Genomic DNA, 21338 nt, shown 5'->3' with positions numbered 1-21338 from the left:
TCTACCCCGTTACGACGACGCCGCCATCGACCGCCATGCACTGGCCGGTCATTGCCCGGCTGGCCTCAGACGCCAGAAACAGGGTCGGCGCGATCATGTCCTCGGGCGTCAAATGTTCCTTGAGGCACTGGCGATCCATATGCGCGGCCAGGTCTTCGGGCGTGGCCCACATATCCAGCTGCTTCTGCGTCAGAACCCAGCCCGGGGCCAGCGCGTTGACGCGTATGTTCTGCGGACCCAGTTCCCGCGCCAGCGACCGTGTCATGCCGGTGATCCCGGCATTTGATGTCGTGTAGATCGGATAGCCGGCATTGCCCATCATGTAGCTGATGGAGCTGAAATTCACGATTGATCCACCCCCGTCCTTCATCTGTCGGGCGGCTTCCTGACAAGCGAAGTAATAGGCTTTCAGGTTGACCTCGATCATCCAGTCCCAGAAATCCGAGGTTGTTTCTTCAAGCGAATGCCGCTTGTCGTTGGCGGCGTTGTTGATCAGCACCTTGATGGGGCCGTGGGCCTCTGCGGCCTTGGTCATGGTGGCATGCAGCAATTCGGTGTCGGTCATGTCGCCCTGCAGAAACAGCGGTGCACGCCCGTGCTTGTCCCGCATCTCTTCAACAAAGGCGCTGGCGTCCGAGCGGCCGATGAAGGCGACATTTGCGCCCTGGGCGAGGAACCCGTCCGTCAGTGCCGCGCCGACACCGGACCCTCCGCCGGTAATATAGACAGAGGCTCCGTTCAAATCGTGAAATGTGGCTGTCTGTTCCATCAGTGGCTCTCTCTCGTCACCAGGCGGGTGTCGTTGCCGACAAGGAAATCAAGGTCTGCGCCGCGATCGGCCTGCAGAACGTGGTCGATATACAATTTTGCGTATCCGCGCGTGTAATGCGGCGCGTCCGGTTGCCACGCAGCGCGGCGGTTGTCCAATTCCTGTTCGTCCACCAACAGTTCCAATGCGCCCTTGCTGGCCGAAACACGGATGCGGTCACCGGTCCGGACCAGCGCCAGCGGGCCGCCGGCCTGCGCCTCGGGGCTGACATGCAGGATCACGGTGCCAAACGCGGTGCCCGACATGCGCGCATCCGAGATGCGGATCATGTCACGCACGCCTTCTTTCACCAGCTTGGCCGGTATCGGCATATTGCCGACCTCGGGCATGCCGGGGTATCCCTTGGGGCCGCAGCCTTTGAGGACCAGGATCGTCTCGGGCGTAACCGGCAGATCGTCACGGTCGATATTGGCTTTCAGGTCTTCGATACTTTCAAAGACGAAAGCCTCGGCCTCGGTCTCCAGCAACGCATCGGTCGCGGCCGAGGGTTTGACGATTGCCCCATTCGGCGCAAGGTTGCCACGCAGCACCCGCAGCCCTGCCGCGGGTTTGACCGGATCATCGAAAGCGTGGATGACATCGCGTTTGAAACACTCCGCGCCTTCGTAATGGGCCGAGATATCCTTGTTCAGCACCGTTTTGGCCGGGCGCAGAAACGGTTTCAGTTCCGACAGGACAACCGGCATGCCACCGGCATAACAGAAATCCTCCATCAGATACTTGCCCGAGGGCATGCAGTTCACCAGCAGCGGAATTTCCGATCCGATCTCAAAATCCTTCAGCGTCAGATCAACCCCGACACGGCCCGCAAGCGCTAGCAGATGTACAACCGCGTTGGTCGATCCGCCCACGGCGGCATTGGCCAGAATGGCGTTCTCAAACGCCTGCTTGGTCAGAATGTCCGAAGGCTTCAGGTCTTCATCCACCATTTCAACGATCCGCTTGCCCGTCAGATGCGCCAGCGCCATACGGCGGGCGTCGACGGCCGGTAGGGCGGCATTGGTGGGCAGGCTCATCCCCAGGGCTTCGGTCAGCGAGGCCATGGTACTGGCCGTACCCATGGTCATGCAGACCCCGGCGCTGCGGGACATGCCGGATTCGGCATTCATGAAATCCTTCAGGGTCATCTCACCCGCGCGGACCGCTTCTGAGAACTTCCAGACGTCGGTGCCCGAGCCGATATCCTGACCGCGATATTTGCCGTTCAGCATCGGACCGGAGCTGACAACGATTGACGGCAGATCGACCGAAGCCGCGCCCATCAACTGGCCTGGCGTGGTTTTATCGCACCCGCCCAGCAGAACGACGCCATCAATGCCATAGGCGCGGATCGATTCCTCGACATCCATGGCCAGCAGGTTGCGGAACAACATGGCGGTGGGTTTCATCTGGGTTTCCCCCAGGCTCATCACCGGGAATTCAACCGGGAATCCGCCGGCCTCCCACACGCCGCGTTTGACGCCTTCGGCCAGATCGCGTAGGCCCGAATTGCAGGGGGTCAGTTCGGACCATGTGTTGCAGATGCCGATGATCGGACGCCCGTCGAAGGCGTGATCGGGAAAACCCTGGTTCTTCATCCACGAACGGTGGATGAATCCGTCCTTGTCCAGCTTGCCATACCAGTGCTGTGAACGACGTTTATTGGTCATAGTTTCTGGCCTTCAATTACCCACATCGACTGCGGGAAGCTCCACGGCAGAGACAAGCCGTGGCTCATCAGATACTGGCCGCTTACGGTTATCGGTCCTTGTTTGAGCGCCGGACTGCCGCGGGACAATGTCGCGGGCGCTTCGGCCGTATTGCGCAATGCAACGCGGTATTGCGCGTTTGCCTCAAGTCGGGTCAGTCGCAACGGTCGGGGTGCGATCTGTGGCGAGGTATCGACCTTGCCCGCGAATACCACAAAGCGCGAACCGTCGCTGGTTTGTTGCTGTTCGGCGACAACCGAGGGGTCCGGGCTGTCGAGCCGCAGGATGTCGGCATAATACAGCCAGTCACGGTTGTCTTTCCACCATTGCGTGACTTCCCGCAAAACGGCTTCTTCTTCCAGGTTCAGCTCACGGGGGTCCATCTCGAACCCCATGTGCCGCTGCGCCGCGACCCAGGCGCGGAAACGGATGTCCAGCACCCGGCCCGAAGTGTGGCAGATGCGCGGGCCGACATGGCTGCCGGTGACGGCCATGGGCAGGAAGATTGCGGCGTTGTGCTGAATCCGCAACCGTTCGAGCGCGTCGTTGCTGTCGCTCAGCCAGACCCGCTGGGTCCGTTTCAGGATACCGAAATCGATACGGCCGCCACCGCTGGCGCAGCTTTCGATCTCGACATGCGGAAAGTCCTGGCGCAGCCTGTCGATCAGCGCATATGAGCCGCGCGTCTGTGCCGCGTCAGGCATTGGCAGAACGCGGTTGTGATCCCACTTGATATAGTCGATGTCGTGTGCGGACAGGATCGCTGCCATACGCTCATAAAGAAACTCGCGAACCTCGGGCAGCGCCATATTCAGCGCCTTTTGCGCGCGGCCCAGGATCTGGTCCTCGCTGCCCAATGCCCATTCCGGGTGGGCCCGGTGGATGCTGCTGTCGGGATTGATCATCTCGGGTTCGAACCAGATACCGAACGTCATCCCCAGCGCGTGGACGTGCTTGATCAGCGGGTCCAGGCCATCGGGATATTTCCGTGTATCCACCTCCCAGTCGCTGAGAGACGAGGTATCGTCGTCCCGTTGACCGAACCAGCCGTCGTCCAGAACGAACCGCTCTGCCCCGAGGGATGCGGCGCGTTCCGCGATTTCCTTAAGCTCGGGCAGGTTGTGGTTGAAATAGACGGCTTCCCAGCAATTGTAGTGAACGGGGCGGGCGCGGTCGGGCTTGGGGAAGGCCACAATGCGGTCGCGCAAGTGGCGCTGGAACGCCACGGCGCAGCCATTGATGCCATCGGCGGAGAAAACGGCAAATAACGGCGCGGTTTCAAACCGCGTCGAGGCCTCTCGCTCCATCCGGGCAGCCTGACCGAACTGAATCTGGCGGCGCCCGTCGGGCAATTCCTCGGCCACCATTCTGTGCCCGCCGGACCAGCCGTAGTGGAACCCATAGGCCTGCCCCTGTGCATTTGTCGCGCCGCGCACAGGGACGATCAGACCGGGAAAATGCTCGTGCCCGGTGCGGCCGGTGCGGTTTTCCCGGTACCGGATTCCGGGCGACCAGGGGGTGGTGTTCATCTGGAATTCGCCACACCAGCGCCCGGCAAAGTCGATCAGTTCGTCCGACAGTTGCGGGGCCGGAAACACCGGTGCCGACAGCCAGTGCAACAGAACCGGGCGATCCGCTTCGAGCGTCGCGCGGGCTTCGATGATATGCGTCTTCGGGTCGATCGAAAACCACGCCTGATAGGTCAGCCGGTGTGTTTCGTCCCGAAAGGTCAGCTCCAGATGGTTGTCGCCGACTTCCTCGTGCTCGTAACAGAACTTGGGCAGGATCGGCGTCCCGTCACCGTCCCGTATGATCAAGCCGGGCTGGCCCGGAAAACTGCGGGTCGCCTCTGGGCAGATCGACAGTTCGGGGTTGGCGTCCAGCATGCCGCCGGTGACGTCAAGACCGTAAGCTGCAAGCAGGGTTTCCGTGTTTTCCTGATCGGGCAGGCGGGGTCCGAAATAGACCACCTCAGGCAAGTGCTCGCGGCGGGCCGCGAGCACTAAGGATTGTCGCTCATCATGAAGCGACCAGGTTCTTATCATTATTTTACCGCTCCGAGGGTCAGGCCCGCGATGAAGTGTTTCTGCATGAGGAAGAACATGGCCACCGGCGGCAGGGCCGCAACGATCGAGCCGGCACTCATTAAGTGATAGGCCGCCCTGTATTGCGCGTTAAAGCTGGTGATACCAGCGGTAACGGGCTGACTTTCGGCACCCTGAGTCAGAACCACGGCCCAGAAATAGTCGTTCCAGATGAAGGTGAACATCAGCACGCTGAGCGCAGCCAGAGCCGGCTTCATCAGGGGCAGCACAACGTACCAGAAGATGCGCCATTCACTGATCCCCTCGACCCGCGCAGCTTCGATCAAGGCAAACGGAAGTGCTTTGATAAAGTTGCGCATGAAGAGGGTACAGAATCCGGTCTGGAAGGCGATGTGGAAAAGGACAAGGCCCGTCTTTGTGTTGTATAGCCCCAGATCCAGCGTCAAATCGCGCACCGGAACCATCAGAATCTGGAACGGCACAAAGTTACCGGCCACAAACATGAAGAAGATCCAGAGGTTCGATTTGAACTTGTAAATCCCCAGCGCAAAACCGGTCATCGTGCTGAGGGCCACAGCCCCGATCACGGTTGGAACCGTGATCAGAACCGAGTTCAGCAGATACCGGGGCATGTCACTGTTGAAAAAGACCTGCCCGTAATTGTGCATGAACTCGAATGAGGACGGGAGCCCCCAGTAATTGGCGTTCACAAAATCCGCGTCCGGTTTGACCGAGAACAGAGCAACGGCCAGCAGTGGCCCGAGCCACAGCAGCAGAGCCACCGGCAGCAACGCCTGATAAGTAACTTGAACCGACTTGGATTGCTTTTCGATAGGTGTCGGGAACATAGTTAATGCCCTCTCTCTTCACGGTACATCGACCAGAGGAAATAGGTAATGAAGCACAGCATGATCAGGAACAGGATCACGGCGATAGCTGCGCCATAGCCCATACGGAAGCCGTATTCAGACAAGGCGACCTCGAACATGTAATAGGCCAGCACACGGGAGGATCCGAACGGTCCGCCCTGGGTCATGACCGAGATCAGGTCGAACGACCGCAACGCGCCGATGATCGTGACCACAAAGGCGATGAACGTCGCCGGGCGGAGCTGCGGCAGCACGACGTGCCACAGCATTCTGAAACCTTTCGCGCCGTCAAGCCGCCCGGCCTCGATCTGTTCCGGGTCCACGGCGTTCAGACCCGTGAGGTACAAAATCATGCAATATGCGGTTTGTGGCCACAGACCGGCGGCGATGATGCCGTAGGTGACAAGATGCTCGTTCCCAAGCACGTTGATGGGCCCTGCGCCGAACAGACCCAGGAATTGGTTCAGCAGCCCGAAGGTGGGGTCATAAAACCACGTGAAAACCAGGCCGACCACAACTTGGCTTATCACGAACGGGAAGAAAAACAACGACTTATAAAGCCGGATGCCAAACACGGTTTGGTTCAGCAACAACGCAATGAACAGCCCCGCAGGAATTGCCAGCAGATACAGGACAAGCCAGATTAGGTTGTTTTTCAGCGAAACGTAGAAGGCGTCCCTGTCGACCCATTCCCAGTACAAGTCTTCGTAGTTTCGGAACCCGACGTATTCTGCAGCACCCAAACCGTCCCATTCATAAAGTGACAGGTTAAAGGACTGGAACACCGGAATGATCACGTAGACCATGAAGAAAAGGATGCCTGGCGCAAGGAACAACCAGGGGGCAATACGTTGCTGATTTTTGTGGAACCAGCTTTCTTGTTCTGGGACGTCTAGGGCAACGGTCATGGCAAAACTCTGGTTTTAGGGGGCACGGCGGGCAGTGACCCGCCCTGCGAAACGTATGTTTCAGGCCGGAGTTCAACCCCGGCCTGAGACTGACTTTAGTTGTCGTAGATGCGTCCGCGTGCGCGCTCCAGCTTGGCCAGGATGTTATCTACGTTGTCAGGCTTGACCATGAATTCCTGGAAGCCTTCCATCGAGACCTTGGCCATTTCCGCAGGCGCGTCACGGTCCCAGAACTGAGCAACACCGCCGGGGCTGTTTGCCGACAGCATTTCAAAGCCCTGTTGCAGGAACTTGTCGTTATCCACAGAAGACTGCGCGTTAACCGGCAACTGGCCCAGGTTGGCGCCGTTGTTGATCTCGGTCTGCTGATCCGGCGACACTGCAAAGCGCAGGAACGCGCGTGCAGCTTCCTTGTTCGAGGCGTTGGCCGGAATGTGGAACGTGTCCGTCGGCGCGTCTTCGGCCAGTTCGACATCAGGGTTGATGGCAACAAACTGGTAGAAATCCAGCTGATCATCAGTCAGACCGGCATCACGCAGCGGCGCGACGGCAAAGTTGCCCATCAGATAGGCCGTCGCGTCGCCATTGACCATGAACGGCAGCGCTTCCTGCCAGCTATAGGTCTGGTGGTTGTCGATGAACGCGCCCATGTCGATCAGCTGTTTCCAGTTGGCGAAGGTCTGCTTGACCCGATCGTCTTCCCAGCTGACTTCGCCATTGGCCAGTTGCTGGTGGAAGTCGAACCCGTTGGTGCGCATGTTCAGATAGTCGAACCAGCCGCCGGCGGTCCAAAGGAACTTGGTGCCGATGGTATAGCAGGCCCGGCCCGAATCGACGATTTTCTGGCAGTTCGCCAGTTCCTCTTCCCAGGTGGTCGGCTCGCTCAGGCCCAGCTCGTCGAAGATGTCCTTACGATAGTAGACGCCCCACTGATAGTAGGTATAGGGCACGCCCCACTGCTTGCCGTCGATCGTCATCGCGCCTTTGGTCGAGGACAGGTTGTCGGCAATCTCGGGTTCGGCCCACAGGTCGGACACGTCTTCGAACAGGCCCGCCTCGACATAGGGTTTCATCCGGTTGGCCGCGTACCAAGTCGCGACGTCCGGCGTGTCGGCCGTCAGGAAGTTGCGGATCTGCGTCTTGTACGCTTCGCGGTCGATCACGGTGGTTTCAATTTCCAGCCCGGGGTGCTGTTGCGCGAACCGGTCGATCATCGCCTCCATCGTCGCACGGGGCGCCGGGTTCGATGTATCGAGGAAGATTCGCAACTCGCCGGTCAGCTCGGCCGCAGCCGGAGCGGCAAATGCAACGCTCATGGCCAGCGCGGCCGTTGTGCGCTTGAAGATGGAATGCATGGTTTCCTCCCTTAGCTTCCATTTCTGTTCCAAATAATGGAACCAAGTTTTATATATTGAAAACTACACATCAACTCGGTTAGTCTTGTCAAGACCCTCGTGCCATTGGTCGGGGGTAAGTGGAGGAGATAACGTGCCAGTGTCTGGTGACGGAACTATAGGAAAAGCATGTGATGTGCTGGATCAGGTGGCGTCCTTTGCGCGACCGGTCCGATTCGCGGAATTGCTGGACGGCAGCGACTTTCCCAAGGCGACGCTGTACCGGTTTCTGCAATCGCTGACCAATCAGGGCATGCTGTATTACGATCCGGACCGGCAGACTTATTCGCCGGGAATGCGTCTTGTTCGGCTGGCTCATGCAGCCTGGACACAAAGCTCGCTGGCACCGATCGCGCGCCCCTTTCTTGATGCGCTCAGCCGCGAAACCGGCGAAACCGTGCATCTGGCGCAGCTCGATTCCAGCCAGGTGCTGTATATCGACAAGCGCAACGCAGCCCAGCCGATCGAGATGTTCTCACAGGCGGGCAAGGTCGGCCCGGCCTATTGTACCGGCGTCGGCAAGGCAATGATGGCCTTTCTGGACGACAAGTCGCTGAACAAGGCCATTTCCCAGCAAAGCTATCACCGGTTCACCGACAAGACGCTGACATCGGAACAGGCGCTGCGCGCCGACCTCGATCTGGTGCGTCACCGGGGTTACGCCATAGATGATGAAGAGCATGAGCCGGGCATCATCTGTATTGCCTGTCCGATCCTGACATCGGGCGGGCGCGTGCTGGGGGCGATTTCGGTCACCGGATCGACCGAGCGCATGAATCTCGACCAACTGGAAACTTGGGTTCCCCGTGTTCGCCGCGTGGCCGGACAGATCGGAACCGAAGCACAGGCCTGGCGGTTCCCCGAGAGCCGCCCAAACGCACACAATGACAGGATGCAAGCAACATGACGGGTGTCACTCTGAATCACGCAATCAAGCGATACGGTCAGACTCAGGTCATTCACGGCATTGATCTGCAGATCGAGGATGGGGAATTCTGTGTGTTTGTCGGGCCTTCGGGCTGCGGCAAGTCCACTCTGCTCAGGATGATTGCCGGGCTGGAAGAAACCTCGGAAGGTCAAATCCACATCGGGGCGCGAGAGGTGACCCATATGGACCCGGCCAAGCGTGGCGTCGCAATGGTGTTTCAAACCTACGCTCTGTACCCGCATATGACGGTTGCCGAAAACATGGGCTTTGGTCTGCGTATGAACGGGGTCGCGAAGTCCGAGATCGAAGAGAAAGTGCAGGAAGCGTCGAACATCCTGAAACTGGATCAGTACCTCAAGCGCAAGCCAAAGGCCCTGTCGGGCGGTCAGCGCCAGCGCGTGGCCATCGGACGCGCCATCGTGCGCGGGCCCGAGGTGTTCTTGTTTGACGAACCTTTGTCCAACCTGGATGCCGAACTGCGTGTCGAGATGCGGGTCGAGATCGCGCGGCTGCACAATGAGATCGGCGCGACCATGATCTACGTGACCCACGATCAGGTCGAAGCGATGACCATGGCGGACAAGATCGTCGTGCTGCGCGATGGGCGTATCGAACAGGTCGGCGCCCCGATGGAGCTGTATCGCAATCCGGACAACCGGTTTGTGGCCGGATTTATCGGCTCACCTGCAATGAACTTTCTTGAATGCGATTTCGTGGATGGTCAGGTGACGCACCCGGCGCTCAGCGGCCCCCTTTCGATGACCGCAACCGTGCCTGCGGGAACGACCAGGGTGACCCTTGGCATCCGACCCGAACATATCGAGATCGACCGCGCGGCGGACACCTGTACCGTTGATCTGACCGAAGCGCTGGGGGGCGTAAGCTATTCCTATCTGCTGACCCCGAACGGCGAAAAGCTGATCGTCGAGGAACGCGACGATCAACGCAGCGCGCATGGTGACCGCATCGGCATCGTCGTTCGCCCGGAACGCGCCATGCTGTTTAATACTGAGACGGGTCAGCGGTTCAGGTAATCGTAACAACCTGATCAAATAAAAGGCGCGCCGATCCCCGGATCCGGCGCGCTTTTTTGCGTCGGGATTCCTATGGATTTTGTATCCAATATCCGTTATGGCGATTCTGAGGGCCAGGGGCAAACGGCTCTGACGCAATTTTCTGAAGGATAAAACCGATGTCGACCAATGTTTTCACCGGCACCATGCCTGCGCTGATGACGCCCTGCACACCGGACCGTGCACCGGATTTCGACGCGTTGGTACGCAAGGGGGAGCAGATGATCAGCGCCGGCATGTCCGCGGTGGTCTATTGCGGATCGATGGGCGACTGGCCGCTGCTGACTGACGCGCAGCGGATGGAGGGCGTGGAAAGACTGATAGGCGCGGGATTGCCCGTTGTGGTCGGCACCGGTGCCATCAACACCAGTTCCGCGGTGGCTCATGCGGCCCATGCGCAAAAGATGGGCGCCGTCGGGCTGATGGTCATCCCGCGGGTTCTGTCGCGGGGCAGTTCACCGGCTGCGCAGAAAAACCACTTCAAGGCGATTCTGTCCGCAGCACCGGATGTTCCCGCGATCATCTACAACAGCCCCTACTACGGGTTCGCGACCCGGGCCGAGCTGTTCTTTGCCTTGCGGGCCGAACATCCCAACCTCATCGGCTTCAAGGAATTCGGCGGCAAGGACGATCTGCGCTATGCCGCCGAAAATATCACCAGCCAGGACGATCAGGTCACCCTGATGGTTGGCGTCGATACCGAGGTGTACCACGGCTTTGTCAATTGCGGGGCCACCGGATCAATCACTGGAATCGGCACCGCTTTGCCGCGTGAGGCCCTGTTGCTGGCCGCGCTGTCTAAAAAGGCCGCGCAGGGCAATGCCGAGGCGCGCCGGCGGGCGCTTGAACTGACCGAGGCAATCCATGTGCTGTCCAGCTTTGACGAAGGTCCAGATCTGGTCCTGTACTACAAGCATCTTCTGGTGTTGAACGGAGAACAGGAATACCGCCTGCATTTCAATGAGACAGACGAACTGTCTGACGCGCAGCGCAACTTTTGCGAACAGCAATATGACCTGTTCCGCTCATGGTTCGCCGACTGGTCCAGACAGGGTGGAGTGATCGCTGAATGCATGTGATCGACAGCCATACCGGGGGTGAGCCTACGCGGGTCATCCTCGACGGCGCGCCGGATCTGGGTTCAGGTGGGCTGGACGAGCGTGCACACCGTCTGGCGACCGACTACAAGGCGTTCTACCGCTCGGTCATGCTGGAGCCGCGCGGGCAACCGGCCATGGTCGGGGCTCTGCTGGTCGAGCCGATAGACCCCACCTGCGTGACAGGCGTGATCTATTTTGATGCGGATGCTGTGTTGGGCATGTGCGGGCACGGAACCATCGGCCTGACCGTCACGCTGGCCCATCTGGGGCGGATCTCTGTCGGTCGTCACAAGATCGAAACGCCCGCCGGTGTTGTGACGGTTGAACTGCATGATGCCAACACGGTTACGGTGACAAATGTCGAAAGCCGCCGGGTCCACCGTGGCATAACGTTGGACGTTCCGGACTATGACCCGGTGTCCGGGGACGTAGCCTATGGCGGCAACTGGTTCTTTATCGTCGATCCCAGCCCGATCCCCGTTGATCCCGGCAATATCCGGCAGTTGACGGATATGACGATTGCGATCCGCAGGACGTCGATCGCGCAGGGTATTGGTGGCGAAAAAGGCGAGCCGATTGATCATGTGGTCTTTCAGGGCGACTCTGACGATCCGGACGTTCACAGCCGAAACTTTGTTCTGTGTCCGGATGACACTTATGACCGCTCGCCCTGTGGCACCGGAAGTTCCGCGCGGCTGGCCTGTCTGGCCGCCGACGGAACGCTGGCCCCCGGTGAGGAAATCGTCCAACAGAGCGTCATCGGCAGCACATATCGCTTGTCCTATCAGCCGGGTTCGAACGGCGGCATCATTCCGTCGATCACCGGACAGGCTCATATCATGGCCGAGTCCCGCCTGATATTTGCAGATGGCGACCCGTTCCGGAGCGGAATCGAGTTATGACCCGACAGGTTGTGGTGATCGGGGCCGGGGTGATCGGCATCACAACCGCACTGGAATTGCAGCGGCGCGGGCATTCGGTTCTGGTTCTGGATCGCGAAGGTGTCGCCGCGCAGACCTCGGCCGGAAATGCCGGGGCCTTTGCTTTCCCCGAGGTTGAACCTCTGGCGACCCCCGGAATAATGCACAAGGCACCGAAATGGCTGCTGGACCCGTTGGGTCCGCTTTCAATTCCACCAGCCTATGCGTTGAAAATCGCCCCCTGGATGTTCCGCTTCTGGCGCGCCAGCCGCCCGGCCCGTTACCGGGACCTGCTGACGGCGCAGGCCAGCCTGATGGATCTGTCCAGCTCCGCGCTGGACCGATTGATCGACCATGTTGACGGCGAACCCCTGATGCAGCGCGACGGGCAGTTGCAGCTTTATGAAGGCGAGGCCGAATTCCGCGCCAGCCTGCCCGCATGGGACCTGCGCCGCGCGCATGGGATCGCTTTCGATCTGTTGGAAAGTCGTGAGGCCATAGCAGAACGGCAACCCGGTCTGAGCCCCCGATTTACCCATGCAGGTTTTACGCCGAACTGGTTGAATACGATCGACCCGAAGACATGGGTCGAACATCTGGCACAGGTATTCCGAACGCGCGGCGGCCGGATCGAAACGCGGGAAATCCGAGCTCTGACGCCCGGGGAAAACGGGGTCGGGGTCGCCATTTCGGATGGTCTGATCGACGCATCGCGCGTTGTGGTCTGCGCCGGCGCATGGTCACACCATCTGGCCCGCACCTTGGGCGACCACATCCCGCTTGAAACGGAACGCGGCTATAACACGACCCTGCCGGAAGGCGCATTTGACCTGCGCGTGCATCTGACATTTTCGGCCCACGGCTTTGTCGCCAGCCGGATCAATGGCGGCGTCCGCGTCGGCGGCGCGGTCGAACTGGGTGGATTACACCTGCCGCCAAACTTCAAGCGCGCCGAAACCCTGCTGAAGAAGGCCGCACAATTCATGCCGGGTCTTCGAACCGAAGGCGGCACGCAATGGATGGGGTATCGCCCGTCCCTGCCGGACAGTATCCCTGTAATCGGACCCTCACCAAACGCACCCGCGGTCATATACGCCTTTGGTCATGGCCATTTGGGTCTGACCCAATCCGCCGGAACGGCCGAACTGGTCGGGGCGCTGATTGACAGCCAACCCTCCCCGGTGCCCCTGACCCCGTATTCTCCGACCCGGTTCTGAGGAGGAGCCATGCGCAGCACCAAAACCATCCACATCATCTCGGCCCATGCAGAAGGCGAAGTGGGGGATGTGATCGTTGGCGGCGTTCAGCCGCCCCCGGGGGCCACAATCTGGGATCAGCGTTCTTACGTGGCGCAGGACCAGACGTTGCGCAATTTCGTGTTGAATGAGCCGCGCGGCGGTGTGTTTCGCCATGTCAATCTGCTGGTCCCGCCCAAGCACCCCGAGGCCGACGCGGCGTTTATCATCATGGAGCCCGAGGACACGCCGCCCATGTCCGGGTCGAACGCGATTTGTGTCTCGACCGTTCTTCTGGACAGCGGGATCATCCCGATGCAGGAACCGGAAACCCGGATGACGCTGGAGGCGCCCGGGGGCCTCGTGCACGTGCGTGCCGACTGCCGGAACGGCAAAGCGGTGCGTATCCACGTGCAGAACCTGCCCAGCTTTGCCGATCAGATATCGGTACCGCTTGAGGTTCCCGGGATCGGCACTCTGACTGTCGACACAGCTTATGGCGGTGACAGTTTCGTGGTTGTCGACGCCACGGCGCTGGGGTTGAGCATCGACCGGGACGAGGCCCGCGATATCGCGGGCCTTGGGGTTACGATCACGAATGCGGCCAATGAACAACTGGGCTTTACGCACCCCGAAAACCCGGACTGGAACCACATCTCTTTCTGCGCTTTTTGCGGACCTCTCCAGAATACCGGGACTGGCCTGACAGGCAAATCTGCTGTCGCCATCCAGCCGGGCAAGGTTGATCGGTCGCCAACCGGAACGGCGGTTTCCGCGCGCATGGCGTTGATGGCTGCGAAGGGGCAGATGAATGTCGGGCAGACATTAGAAGCGGTCTCGATCATCGGGTCCCGTTTCACTGTTCGGATCGTTGAGGAAATCCATGTCGGAGACCGGGCCGCTATCATCCCCGAGATCAGCGGTCGCGGCTGGATCACCGGCACGCACCAACACTTGCTGGACCCGGATGATCCGTGGCCGGAAGGTTACAGGCTAAGCGACACCTGGGGCGTGTGAACCCGTACCGCGAATCTCATGTAGTATTTTTGCCTCACTATCAGATAGTTGCGGGTGCGGGTCCCTTGTGTACAGGCCGTGCGACACCACCTTAAGATGAGTGCCCCAAATCAGAAGGAGCCTTGATGCATATACGCCTTGCTGCCCTTTTTGTTGTAATTGCAGCGCTGCTGCTGTCGTTCAATTCCCCGTCGAAATCCGCGACGAATTACACCGAACTGGCCGAGGCATGTTTGGGCAACAAGGGAGGTGCCACCAAAGTTGTTGCCGCTTGCACGACGTTGTTGGAGGCTGAGGAGATCAGCACTGAGCAACGAAACGGGCTTCTGAGGGCGCGTGCCTGGGCCAACTATTGCGGCAAAAGATATGACGAAGCGATCTCAGACTATACCAGTGCGTTGGAATTGCATCCAAACGACCCAAATTCGATATTGAGGCGCGCGTTCGCTCAGGACGCAATCGGGAATACTGAGGCCGCGGAAGCTGACTATGCGAAGGTCCTGCTGATCGACCCTGACAGTACCTATGCGTTGTATAACAAGGCAAAATTTGACAGGCGCCAGGGCAACGTTCCTGCCGCCACTGCGGGCTTGGAACGGGTTCTGAAGATTGATCCGGGGTACGAAGATGCCGGTATGACACTGGTCAATACTATTCATGAACAGCGCGGCGATGATGAGGTTATAATTTTTCTGACGCAGGCCGAACAGCGCTGGCCCGAGCAAAGTTGGGTGTATTTTATGCGTCTGATCATCGATTTGAATAACACCGGAGACCACGAAAGCGCCCTTGAGGCGGGGTCAAACTATGCAAGGTTGCGACCTGGATCGAGTGCGGAGTTGTTTATCCCGGCTTTAATTCATCTGAAGATCGGCGACGAGAAAAAAGGTATCGAATATGTAAGAAAATACGCAGATTGGGTCGAGCAGCTATACTGGGCCCGAAAGAACTTTGTCGAAAGATGGAGCGAACAGTCGTGGAACTGGGTCACCTTGAGCCAGAATAACGAATGGATAAAACGTTCATATACATATGCGGTACTTGGAAGAACTGATCTCGCAAAAACGGAGATTGACGCATTTCTTCAGGACACGGGCCGACGCGGTCGTTCGGTTGTGTTGTGCATAATCCGGAAAGCTGATGTGCCGGTATCAGCCGAAGCTCAGGCTGGCTCCGCCGAACATTTGGACGCAGTGATTGTTCGCTACCTTGATCACCTTGAGGACACGAGCGCCTTCTCGGTATTGGGACCGCGCGGGAGAAACTCAGCACAATAGATCGTAGGTAACAGATGGGTACGGGTAGTTCTCAATTGGTTTGTCTCCACCAATAATCCGCAACCCGTGTCAATTTGCGCCCCCTTTAGACGATTGATCCCGGGCCGAACCTCATTTAAGGGAGGCCCTGTCAAAACAGAGTCACCGTCGGCGCGGTAGGATACTCGCGCCCCGCCCCCGCCACGCGAATGTGGCACACTCTTGGATCGCACGCCCCGAAAGGCTTAAAAAAGGTAAAAGAATATGGCAGATAAATCGAACTTCGACATATTGTATACCATTGTAGACGAAGCGCCCGAACTGGCCAGCGCCTCGTTCCTGCCCATCATTCGCAAATTCGCCTCGGCGGCGGGTGTCAGTGTTGGCACCAGGGATATTTCGCTTGCAGGTCGTATTCTGGCGACCTTTCCGGAGAACCTGACAGACGATCAGCGCATTACCGACGATCTGGCGGCGCTGGGTGAACTGGTAAAAACACCCGATGCCAATGTAATCAAACTTCCCAACATCTCGGCCTCGGTTCCGCAATTGGCGGCGGCCATCGAAGAGTTGCAGTCGCAGGGCTACGACATTCCGAACTACCCCGAGGAACCCTCGAATGACGCGGAAAAGGCGATCCGTTCCCGTTACGACGCCATCAAAGGTTCGGCAGTAAACCCGGTTCTGCGCGAAGGCAACAGCGACCGCCGGGCGGCGCGCGCGGTCAAGAACTATGCCCAGAAAAACCCGCATTCGATGGGGGAATGGGTTTCGGACAGCAAAACCAAAGTGTCGTCCATGCCCGGCAACGATTTCTACGCCAATGAGAAATCGGCCACCATCACGGCCGCGCAGGCCGGTGATGCCAGGATCGAGTTTGTAGGCAAAGACGGCAGCGTGACCGTTCTGAAAAACAGCTGGCCGCTGGCGGAAGGCACCGTGGCAGATGCGACGTTCATGTCGGTCAAGGCGCTGTCGTCCTTCCTGGCCGACGCTATAGAGGACACCAAACAAGACGGCACCATGTTCTCGCTGCACATGAAGGCGACGATGATGAAGGTCAGCGACCCGATCATCTTTGGCTATGCGGTCAAGGCATGGCTGGCCCCGGTGTTCGAGAAATTCGGCGCCGAGCTGGATGAGTTGGGCGTGAACCCGAACTCGGGTCTGGGCGATCTGCTGGAACGTGTTCAGGGCAATGCTGACATCATGGCCGCCATCGACGCGATCAAGGGCGACCGCCCGTCGATGTACATGGTCGACTCGGATCGCGGTATCACCAACCTGCATGTGCCGTCGGATGTGATCATCGACGCCTCAATGCCCGCCGTGATCCGTGCGGGTGGTAAAGGCTGGGATGAAACCGGGGCGAAGGGCGACACCAACTGCGTGATCCCCGACCGCTGCTATGCGCCGGTGTATGACGAGACCATCAAGTTCTTCAAAGCCAATGGCGCGCTGAACCCCGCCACCGCCGGTGCCGTGGCGAATGTTGGTCTGATGGCGCAGAAGGCCGAAGAATACGGCTCGCACCCGACCACGTTCCAGGCACCTGCCGACGGCACTATTCGCATCGTTCTGGCCAATGGCGAAACGCTGCACTCGCATGATGTTGAACAGGGTGATATCTGGCGATCCTGCACGGTCAAGAAAGCCCCGATCGAGAACTGGATTCAACTGGCGATGGACCGTCAGCGTCTGACCGGTTCCGAGGCGATCTTCTGGCTGGACGCAAACCGCGCCCATGACGAGGAACTGATCAAATACGTCAAACCGGCGCTTCAGGCCGCTGGCGTGGCCGACAAGTTCCTGATCATGGCCCCGCGTGAGGCAACCCGCCAGTCGCTGGAAACCATCACCGCGGGTAAGGACAGCATCGCCATCACCGGCAACGTGTTGCGCGACTACCTGACTGACCTGTTCCCGATCCTCGAACTGGGTACCTCGGCCAAGATGCTGTCAATCGTCAAGCTGATGAACGGCGGCGGGTTGTTCGAGACCGGGGCAGGGGGTTCGGCCCCGAAGCATGTCCAGCAGCTGGTTGAGGAAAACCACCTGCGCTGGGACTCGATGGGTGAGTTCTGCGCATTGGGGGAATCGCTGAATTTCCTGGCCGACAGCAAGGGCAACGACAAAGCTGGCGTTTTGGGTGCCGCGGCCGAAGCCGCAACGCAGGGCATTCTGGACAACAACAAGTCGCCCAGCCGCAAAGTCGGACAGCCGGACAACCGCGACAGCCACTACTGGTTCGCCCGGTATTGGGCCGATGCGCTGGCTGCGCAATCTGATGATGCGGACCTCGCGGCCGAGTTTGCTCCGGTTGCCGCTGAGCTGGCTGCCAAGGAAGAACAGATTCTGAGCGAACTGGCTGCAGCACAGGGCGCGGCGGCGGACCTGGGCGGTTATTATCACACTGATCCGGTCAAGACGGCCGCTGTCATGCGTCCAAGCGCGACCCTGAACGCGATCATCGGCTGATCCCCGTGAGCCACACCGCCATGTGTGGCTTATTCGGTTGAAAATCAGTGAGTTAAACAGAAAAAGGGCCGACCCCCAAAGTCGGCCCTTTTTGAGTGAGTGGCGAGGCAGACGCCTCACCGGTGCTGTTACCTTCACGTTAGCAAGTTTATCCGGTCATGGTATTAGGGGTTTCCCGTAGTGCGTGCGGAATATGCCGCGAAGAACGAAAAATCCGGGCCTGATCCGGTGCAAACCGCACGCAATCGGATGGCTTAGGCAGGATGGAATCGGAGTGTTTGCTTCCGGTATCAGGTCATTGGCCAAATGTGCAGCTGACCAAAAAAGGCCGGTCCTAAGACCGGCCCCAGAGCGCTTAATTGAACCGAGGGATCAGTTCGACGCTGCCATCAGTTTCTCGTTGTGCTCGCGCAGAGTGTCCGAAACGATCGCGTACCATTCGCCGGATTCCCGCATCTCGTTCAGGCCCTTGTTCAGCATCGCCAGATACTGCTTGCCGAACGGGTTGCTGCGGTGGCTGATGAAGCGCAGCGAGGACAGCGAGGTCACGAACGGGTTCTCGACCAGGTCGTTCTGGTTCAGACCCATTTCAACCATGGTGTCCGAGAATAGCTGAACTTCGAAGGTTGCAACATCGGCGGTACCGGTCAGAACCGCATCCAGGCATTCACGCGCGGTGATCGGCTGCATCAGGGTCATGGTGTCGCCGTTGTGCAGGCCTTCCTGCTCCAGATCGTGGATGAACCAGCCGTCCATACGGCAGATGGTGGCGCCTTTCAGCTGCTCAAACGTGGTGGCACCGGCATAGTCGCTTTCCGGGATGGTGTAGAAGCCGACCACGATGTCATAAACCGGAACGGAGGCGTCGAACTGGGTGCAGCGTACTTCGGTTTCCCACGACCATTCATAGGTACGGTTGGTGCAGTCCGGCATGTTCCACGCCATCGACACGTCAAACGCGCCCAGCGGCAGCAGAGTTTCAAGGTGCGAGTTCCAGTCGTCCACGAAGCTGACCGAATAGTCGCGAGCGTTACCGCCACGCTGCAGCGCGGTGGTGCCCAGACGGGTGATCGCGCCGCCGCCGTTCAGTGATTCATCGGCGAAGGGAGCCCAGCCGTTGCCGGTGACCAGCTTGATCGGCGGCTGATAGACGCTGGAGCGTTTGACGCTGGCGGCACGGGCCTCTTCCGCGGCGATGATTTCCTGAGCGGACTGGCCGTTCGGCAGGCTGCCATCCTCACAGGGCAGGGCCAGAACCAGACCCGGCTCCAGCGCGTTCGGGTTGGTGATGACGTTGCGGTTCGCGTTGAAGATCGGCTGATAGTTCGAGGTGCCATAGGCCGCGATGGCGATGGTCGCCATCGTGTCACCGTCTTCCACGGTATAGTTGGTACAGGCTTCCTGCGCGGCCGCGGCTCCGGCGCTCAGGGCGGTGACGGCGGTGGCCGACAGCACGACTTTCTTCAGGTTAGAATTCAACATGTCCACTTCCTCCAGACTTTTTTGTTGTCAGGCCTATCGGGGCCTTAGCCATTTTCCATTTGGTGACGCAGGGCGGTCGACACGATGTCACGCCATTCGCCGGATTGTTGCATGATCGCCAGACCCTGGTTGAGCGTCTCAAGGATCGCTTCCCCATCCGGATTATCTTTGTGGGTCATAACGTTAAGCGACTTGATCGCCGCCAGGTTGGGGTTTTCGATGATGCGGTGCTCGTAACCCAGCCGCGCGATTGCCTCGACAGCCAGATGCGCCTCGACCGCAACGATATCGGCCGTGCCATCCATCAGCGCGTGAAAGCAGTCATCCGGCGAAACCGGGCGCACAAGCGAGATCGCCGGTTCGTACAGACCTACGGCGTCCATGTGCGACAGCGACCAGCCTTCGGGGCGGCAGATGGTCGTTCCGGCAAAATCGGCATAGGTCAGCGTCTGTTCGTAACCGGACCCTTCGCGGGCAAAGAACGTATCCACAACTTCGTAGAACGGGTTCGAGAAGTTGTAGGTTTCACAGCGGGCGCGGTCCTTTTCCGACAGCGCGGCGGCCTCTTCGCAATTCGGGCGCGACCAGGGGAAGGTCGCGTCAAAGGCCAGCGTCGGCATCAACAGATCCAGATGCGAGGACCAGTCGTTGACGAACTGGATTTTATAGGCCTGCTCGGGTGCCGCGCGCAACATCGCGGTTTCGACCAGATTGGTGTAGAGGCCACGGTTGGGCAGGGCCTCGTCGGTGAACGGCGCGTAGTTGCCGCCGGTAATCAACAGCAGCTGACGGTCACGGATTTCCGGCCGCTCGCCAGCGTCTGCATTGCGGATCAGTGCCGCCGCTTCGGCGCGGGCCGCCTCGATCTCTTCCTTGGCCGCCGCTTTGGCGGCGATCACCGCGTCCTCGCTGGCCTTCTTGGCCTCGGCCTCAGCTTCGGCCACGCGCGCTTCGGCCTTGGCGATGGCTTTGGCTGCCCGATCCTCGGCAGCCTTGACCAGTTCCGAGGCCATTTCGGCCGCCATCGCTTCGGCTTCGGTCTGCGGAGCGGATGGCGCACGGCCGATATCTTCCAGACAGGGCAGGGTCAGTACGTCACCCACCCTTATGATGTTCGGGTTGTTGCCGATCACATCGCGGTTGGCATCGAAGATGATGCGAAAGTCTTCGGTCGAATACACTTCGATGGTCAGCTCACGAAGGCTGTCGCCGCGCTGAATTTCGTAGGTCGAGCACGCCTCTTGCGCAGAGGCGGCTCCGGCCGCGGCAGCAAGTGCCAGGCTGGATATGATCAGATGGGGTCTCATGGGTCCTGTAGCTTTGCCTTGGTTAGTTTCTTGTTAGTTTCACGACGCCGATCGAGGCATTATCCTGATCAGGGTCGTCCTTGGCCTGCAGCGCCTGTAACAACGCGTCGGCAATGTCCTGAGCCAGCGACTGGGAATTCGCCCGCAGGATCGACTCGATTTCCGCATCGCTGAGGTATTGCAGCCCGTCGCTGCCGATCAGCAGAATGTCCGAGGGCACCAGTTCCACCGGGTCTTCCGGGCAATCCACCTTGGGGATGGCGGCACCCATGATCACCGATGTCAGCTGGTTGCGGTCCGGATGCGCCAGCGCCTGAGCCTGCGTCAGGCTGCCTTGCGCCACCTGCGCGTCAATCACCGGAGCCATGGAATGGTCTTCGTTGATCTGACGCAATTCGCCGTTGCGAAACAGGTACAAAGGGCTGTCGCCGATCGAGATCCAGTAGAGGCGATGTCCCATGAGCAGGACACCCAACAGGGTCGAGCCCATATGGAAACCGGGTCCCTGTTCCTCGGTATGGTTGGCGATGAATGCGTTGGCCTGCATGGCGGCCAGCGGCAAAGCATCAATCAGTGTGGTCCGGGACGGGTCCTCTGCCTCAAGTTCAGCGTCCAGCGCGCTGCGCCAGGCCCTGATCACCAGATCGGATGCCACTTCGCCTGCGGCGTGGCCGCCCATGCCGTCAGCGATGACGACGTAGCCGGCATTCGCCGCGTCAAACATGCGCGCCGCAACCGCGTCTTCCTGCGTGTCGCGCTGGCCCTTTTCCAGGATCAGCGCAATGTCATATGCCGGAGTCGCCAGCATC

The 21338-nt window shown here is 59.5% G+C and carries 17 protein-coding genes; 8 read left to right on the top strand and 9 right to left on the bottom strand.

The features are described 5' to 3' along the window. Window position 1: 1 nt before the first annotated feature. The 6 genes from ACR0D8_RS11670 to ACR0D8_RS11645 form a co-directional block, all read right to left on the bottom strand. Window positions 2–769 carry an SDR family NAD(P)-dependent oxidoreductase gene (locus ACR0D8_RS11670; RefSeq protein ID WP_480646598.1) on the bottom strand — a complete coding sequence of 256 codons (768 nt, stop codon included), beginning with the start codon at window positions 767–769 and terminating at the stop codon, window positions 2–4. Beyond that, a complete protein-coding gene (locus tag ACR0D8_RS11665; protein ID WP_480646597.1) occupies window positions 769–2478 on the bottom strand; it encodes an IlvD/Edd family dehydratase in 1710 nt (569 codons plus the stop codon). The genes ACR0D8_RS11670 and ACR0D8_RS11665 overlap by 1 nt, the downstream gene beginning before the upstream one ends. Further along, window positions 2475–4562, bottom strand: a complete 2088-nt coding sequence (locus ACR0D8_RS11660) for an alpha-galactosidase (protein ID WP_480646595.1) — start codon at window positions 4560–4562, stop codon at window positions 2475–2477. Before ACR0D8_RS11660 ends, ACR0D8_RS11665 begins: the two co-directional genes overlap by 4 nt. Beyond that, window positions 4562–5410 (bottom strand): carbohydrate ABC transporter permease, encoded by an 849-nt coding sequence (locus ACR0D8_RS11655; RefSeq protein ID WP_475164765.1) that lies wholly within the window; start codon window positions 5408–5410, stop codon window positions 4562–4564. The genes ACR0D8_RS11660 and ACR0D8_RS11655 overlap by 1 nt, the downstream gene beginning before the upstream one ends. Before the next feature lie 2 nt (window positions 5411–5412). Continuing rightward, entirely contained in the window at window positions 5413–6339 is a 927-nt protein-coding gene (locus tag ACR0D8_RS11650; RefSeq protein ID WP_480646593.1) for a carbohydrate ABC transporter permease, read from the bottom strand. A gap of 95 nt (window positions 6340–6434) precedes the next feature. Then, complete coding sequence (locus ACR0D8_RS11645; RefSeq protein ID WP_475164769.1) at window positions 6435–7694, bottom strand: ABC transporter substrate-binding protein; 1260 nt, start codon at window positions 7692–7694, stop codon at window positions 6435–6437. A 139-nt stretch (window positions 7695–7833) separates the two neighbouring features. Between ACR0D8_RS11645 and ACR0D8_RS11640 the strand changes: the two genes are divergently transcribed. From ACR0D8_RS11640 to ACR0D8_RS11605, 8 genes are all read left to right on the top strand, one after another. Next, window positions 7834–8640, top strand: coding sequence for an IclR family transcriptional regulator (locus ACR0D8_RS11640; RefSeq protein ID WP_475164813.1), 807 nt, complete (start codon window positions 7834–7836; stop codon window positions 8638–8640). Then, window positions 8637–9695, top strand: coding sequence for an ABC transporter ATP-binding protein (locus ACR0D8_RS11635; RefSeq protein ID WP_480646591.1), 1059 nt, complete (start codon window positions 8637–8639; stop codon window positions 9693–9695). Before ACR0D8_RS11640 ends, ACR0D8_RS11635 begins: the two co-directional genes overlap by 4 nt. 158 nt (window positions 9696–9853) lie before the next feature. Next, entirely contained in the window at window positions 9854–10813 is a 960-nt protein-coding gene (locus tag ACR0D8_RS11630) for a dihydrodipicolinate synthase family protein (protein WP_480646589.1), read from the top strand. Beyond that, entirely contained in the window at window positions 10804–11736 is a 933-nt protein-coding gene (locus ACR0D8_RS11625) for a 4-hydroxyproline epimerase (protein WP_480646588.1), read from the top strand. The genes ACR0D8_RS11630 and ACR0D8_RS11625 overlap by 10 nt, the downstream gene beginning before the upstream one ends. After that, on the top strand, window positions 11733–12971 hold the full coding sequence (locus ACR0D8_RS11620; protein ID WP_480646586.1) for an NAD(P)/FAD-dependent oxidoreductase: 1239 nt from the start codon (window positions 11733–11735) through the stop codon (window positions 12969–12971). Before ACR0D8_RS11625 ends, ACR0D8_RS11620 begins: the two co-directional genes overlap by 4 nt. A 9-nt stretch (window positions 12972–12980) precedes the next feature. Further along, on the top strand, window positions 12981–14006 hold the full coding sequence (locus ACR0D8_RS11615; protein ID WP_480646584.1) for a trans-3-hydroxy-L-proline dehydratase: 1026 nt from the start codon (window positions 12981–12983) through the stop codon (window positions 14004–14006). A 125-nt stretch (window positions 14007–14131) separates the two neighbouring features. Then, on the top strand, window positions 14132–15283 hold the full coding sequence (locus tag ACR0D8_RS11610) for a tetratricopeptide repeat protein (protein ID WP_480646582.1): 1152 nt from the start codon (window positions 14132–14134) through the stop codon (window positions 15281–15283). 243 nt (window positions 15284–15526) lie between these two features. Beyond that, window positions 15527–17740, top strand: coding sequence for an NADP-dependent isocitrate dehydrogenase (locus ACR0D8_RS11605; protein ID WP_480646580.1), 2214 nt, complete (start codon window positions 15527–15529; stop codon window positions 17738–17740). A 372-nt stretch (window positions 17741–18112) separates the two neighbouring features. Here ACR0D8_RS11605 and ACR0D8_RS11600 read toward each other — a convergent pair whose 3' ends face one another. The 3 genes from ACR0D8_RS11600 to ACR0D8_RS11590 are packed head-to-tail and all read right to left on the bottom strand — an operon-like array spanning window position 18113 to window position 21337. Beyond that, entirely contained in the window at window positions 18113–19222 is a 1110-nt protein-coding gene (locus tag ACR0D8_RS11600; protein WP_480646578.1) for a peptidoglycan-binding protein LysM, read from the bottom strand. Between the two features lie 44 nt (window positions 19223–19266). Beyond that, window positions 19267–20529 (bottom strand): type 2 periplasmic-binding domain-containing protein, encoded by a 1263-nt coding sequence (locus ACR0D8_RS11595; protein ID WP_475164786.1) that lies wholly within the window; start codon window positions 20527–20529, stop codon window positions 19267–19269. A gap of 22 nt (window positions 20530–20551) precedes the next feature. Next, window positions 20552–21337, bottom strand: coding sequence for a PP2C family protein-serine/threonine phosphatase (locus ACR0D8_RS11590; protein WP_480646575.1), 786 nt, complete (start codon window positions 21335–21337; stop codon window positions 20552–20554). Window position 21338 lies beyond the last annotated feature (1 nt).

This window comes from Ruegeria sp. BG10, assembly GCF_056538575.1.
The sequence above is the reverse complement of the archived record's forward strand: the minus strand, read 5'-3'. Positions and strand labels throughout refer to the sequence as shown.

Excerpts from the sequence above, each read along its gene's own strand:
- ACR0D8_RS11625 (WP_480646588.1), top strand. The coding sequence starts at position 10,804 with ATGCATGTGATCGACAGCCATACCGGGGGTGAGCCTACGCGGGTCATC.
- ACR0D8_RS11635 (WP_480646591.1), top strand. The coding sequence starts at position 8,637 with ATGACGGGTGTCACTCTGAATCACGCAATCAAGCGATACGGTCAGACT.
- ACR0D8_RS11595 (WP_475164786.1), bottom strand. The coding sequence starts at position 20,529 with ATGAGACCCCATCTGATCATATCCAGCCTGGCACTTGCTGCCGCGGCC.
- ACR0D8_RS11610 (WP_480646582.1), top strand. The coding sequence starts at position 14,132 with ATGCATATACGCCTTGCTGCCCTTTTTGTTGTAATTGCAGCGCTGCTG.
- ACR0D8_RS11630 (WP_480646589.1), top strand. The coding sequence starts at position 9,854 with ATGTCGACCAATGTTTTCACCGGCACCATGCCTGCGCTGATGACGCCC.
- ACR0D8_RS11615 (WP_480646584.1), top strand. The coding sequence starts at position 12,981 with ATGCGCAGCACCAAAACCATCCACATCATCTCGGCCCATGCAGAAGGC.
- ACR0D8_RS11670 (WP_480646598.1), bottom strand. The coding sequence starts at position 769 with ATGGAACAGACAGCCACATTTCACGATTTGAACGGAGCCTCTGTCTAT.
- ACR0D8_RS11600 (WP_480646578.1), bottom strand. The coding sequence starts at position 19,222 with ATGTTGAATTCTAACCTGAAGAAAGTCGTGCTGTCGGCCACCGCCGTC.
- ACR0D8_RS11665 (WP_480646597.1), bottom strand. The coding sequence starts at position 2,478 with ATGACCAATAAACGTCGTTCACAGCACTGGTATGGCAAGCTGGACAAG.
- ACR0D8_RS11605 (WP_480646580.1), top strand. The coding sequence starts at position 15,527 with ATGGCAGATAAATCGAACTTCGACATATTGTATACCATTGTAGACGAA.
- ACR0D8_RS11655 (WP_475164765.1), bottom strand. The coding sequence starts at position 5,410 with ATGTTCCCGACACCTATCGAAAAGCAATCCAAGTCGGTTCAAGTTACT.
- ACR0D8_RS11590 (WP_480646575.1), bottom strand. The coding sequence starts at position 21,337 with ATGCTGGCGACTCCGGCATATGACATTGCGCTGATCCTGGAAAAGGGC.
- ACR0D8_RS11645 (WP_475164769.1), bottom strand. The coding sequence starts at position 7,694 with ATGCATTCCATCTTCAAGCGCACAACGGCCGCGCTGGCCATGAGCGTT.
- ACR0D8_RS11660 (WP_480646595.1), bottom strand. The coding sequence starts at position 4,562 with ATGATAAGAACCTGGTCGCTTCATGATGAGCGACAATCCTTAGTGCTC.
- ACR0D8_RS11650 (WP_480646593.1), bottom strand. The coding sequence starts at position 6,339 with ATGACCGTTGCCCTAGACGTCCCAGAACAAGAAAGCTGGTTCCACAAA.
- ACR0D8_RS11620 (WP_480646586.1), top strand. The coding sequence starts at position 11,733 with ATGACCCGACAGGTTGTGGTGATCGGGGCCGGGGTGATCGGCATCACA.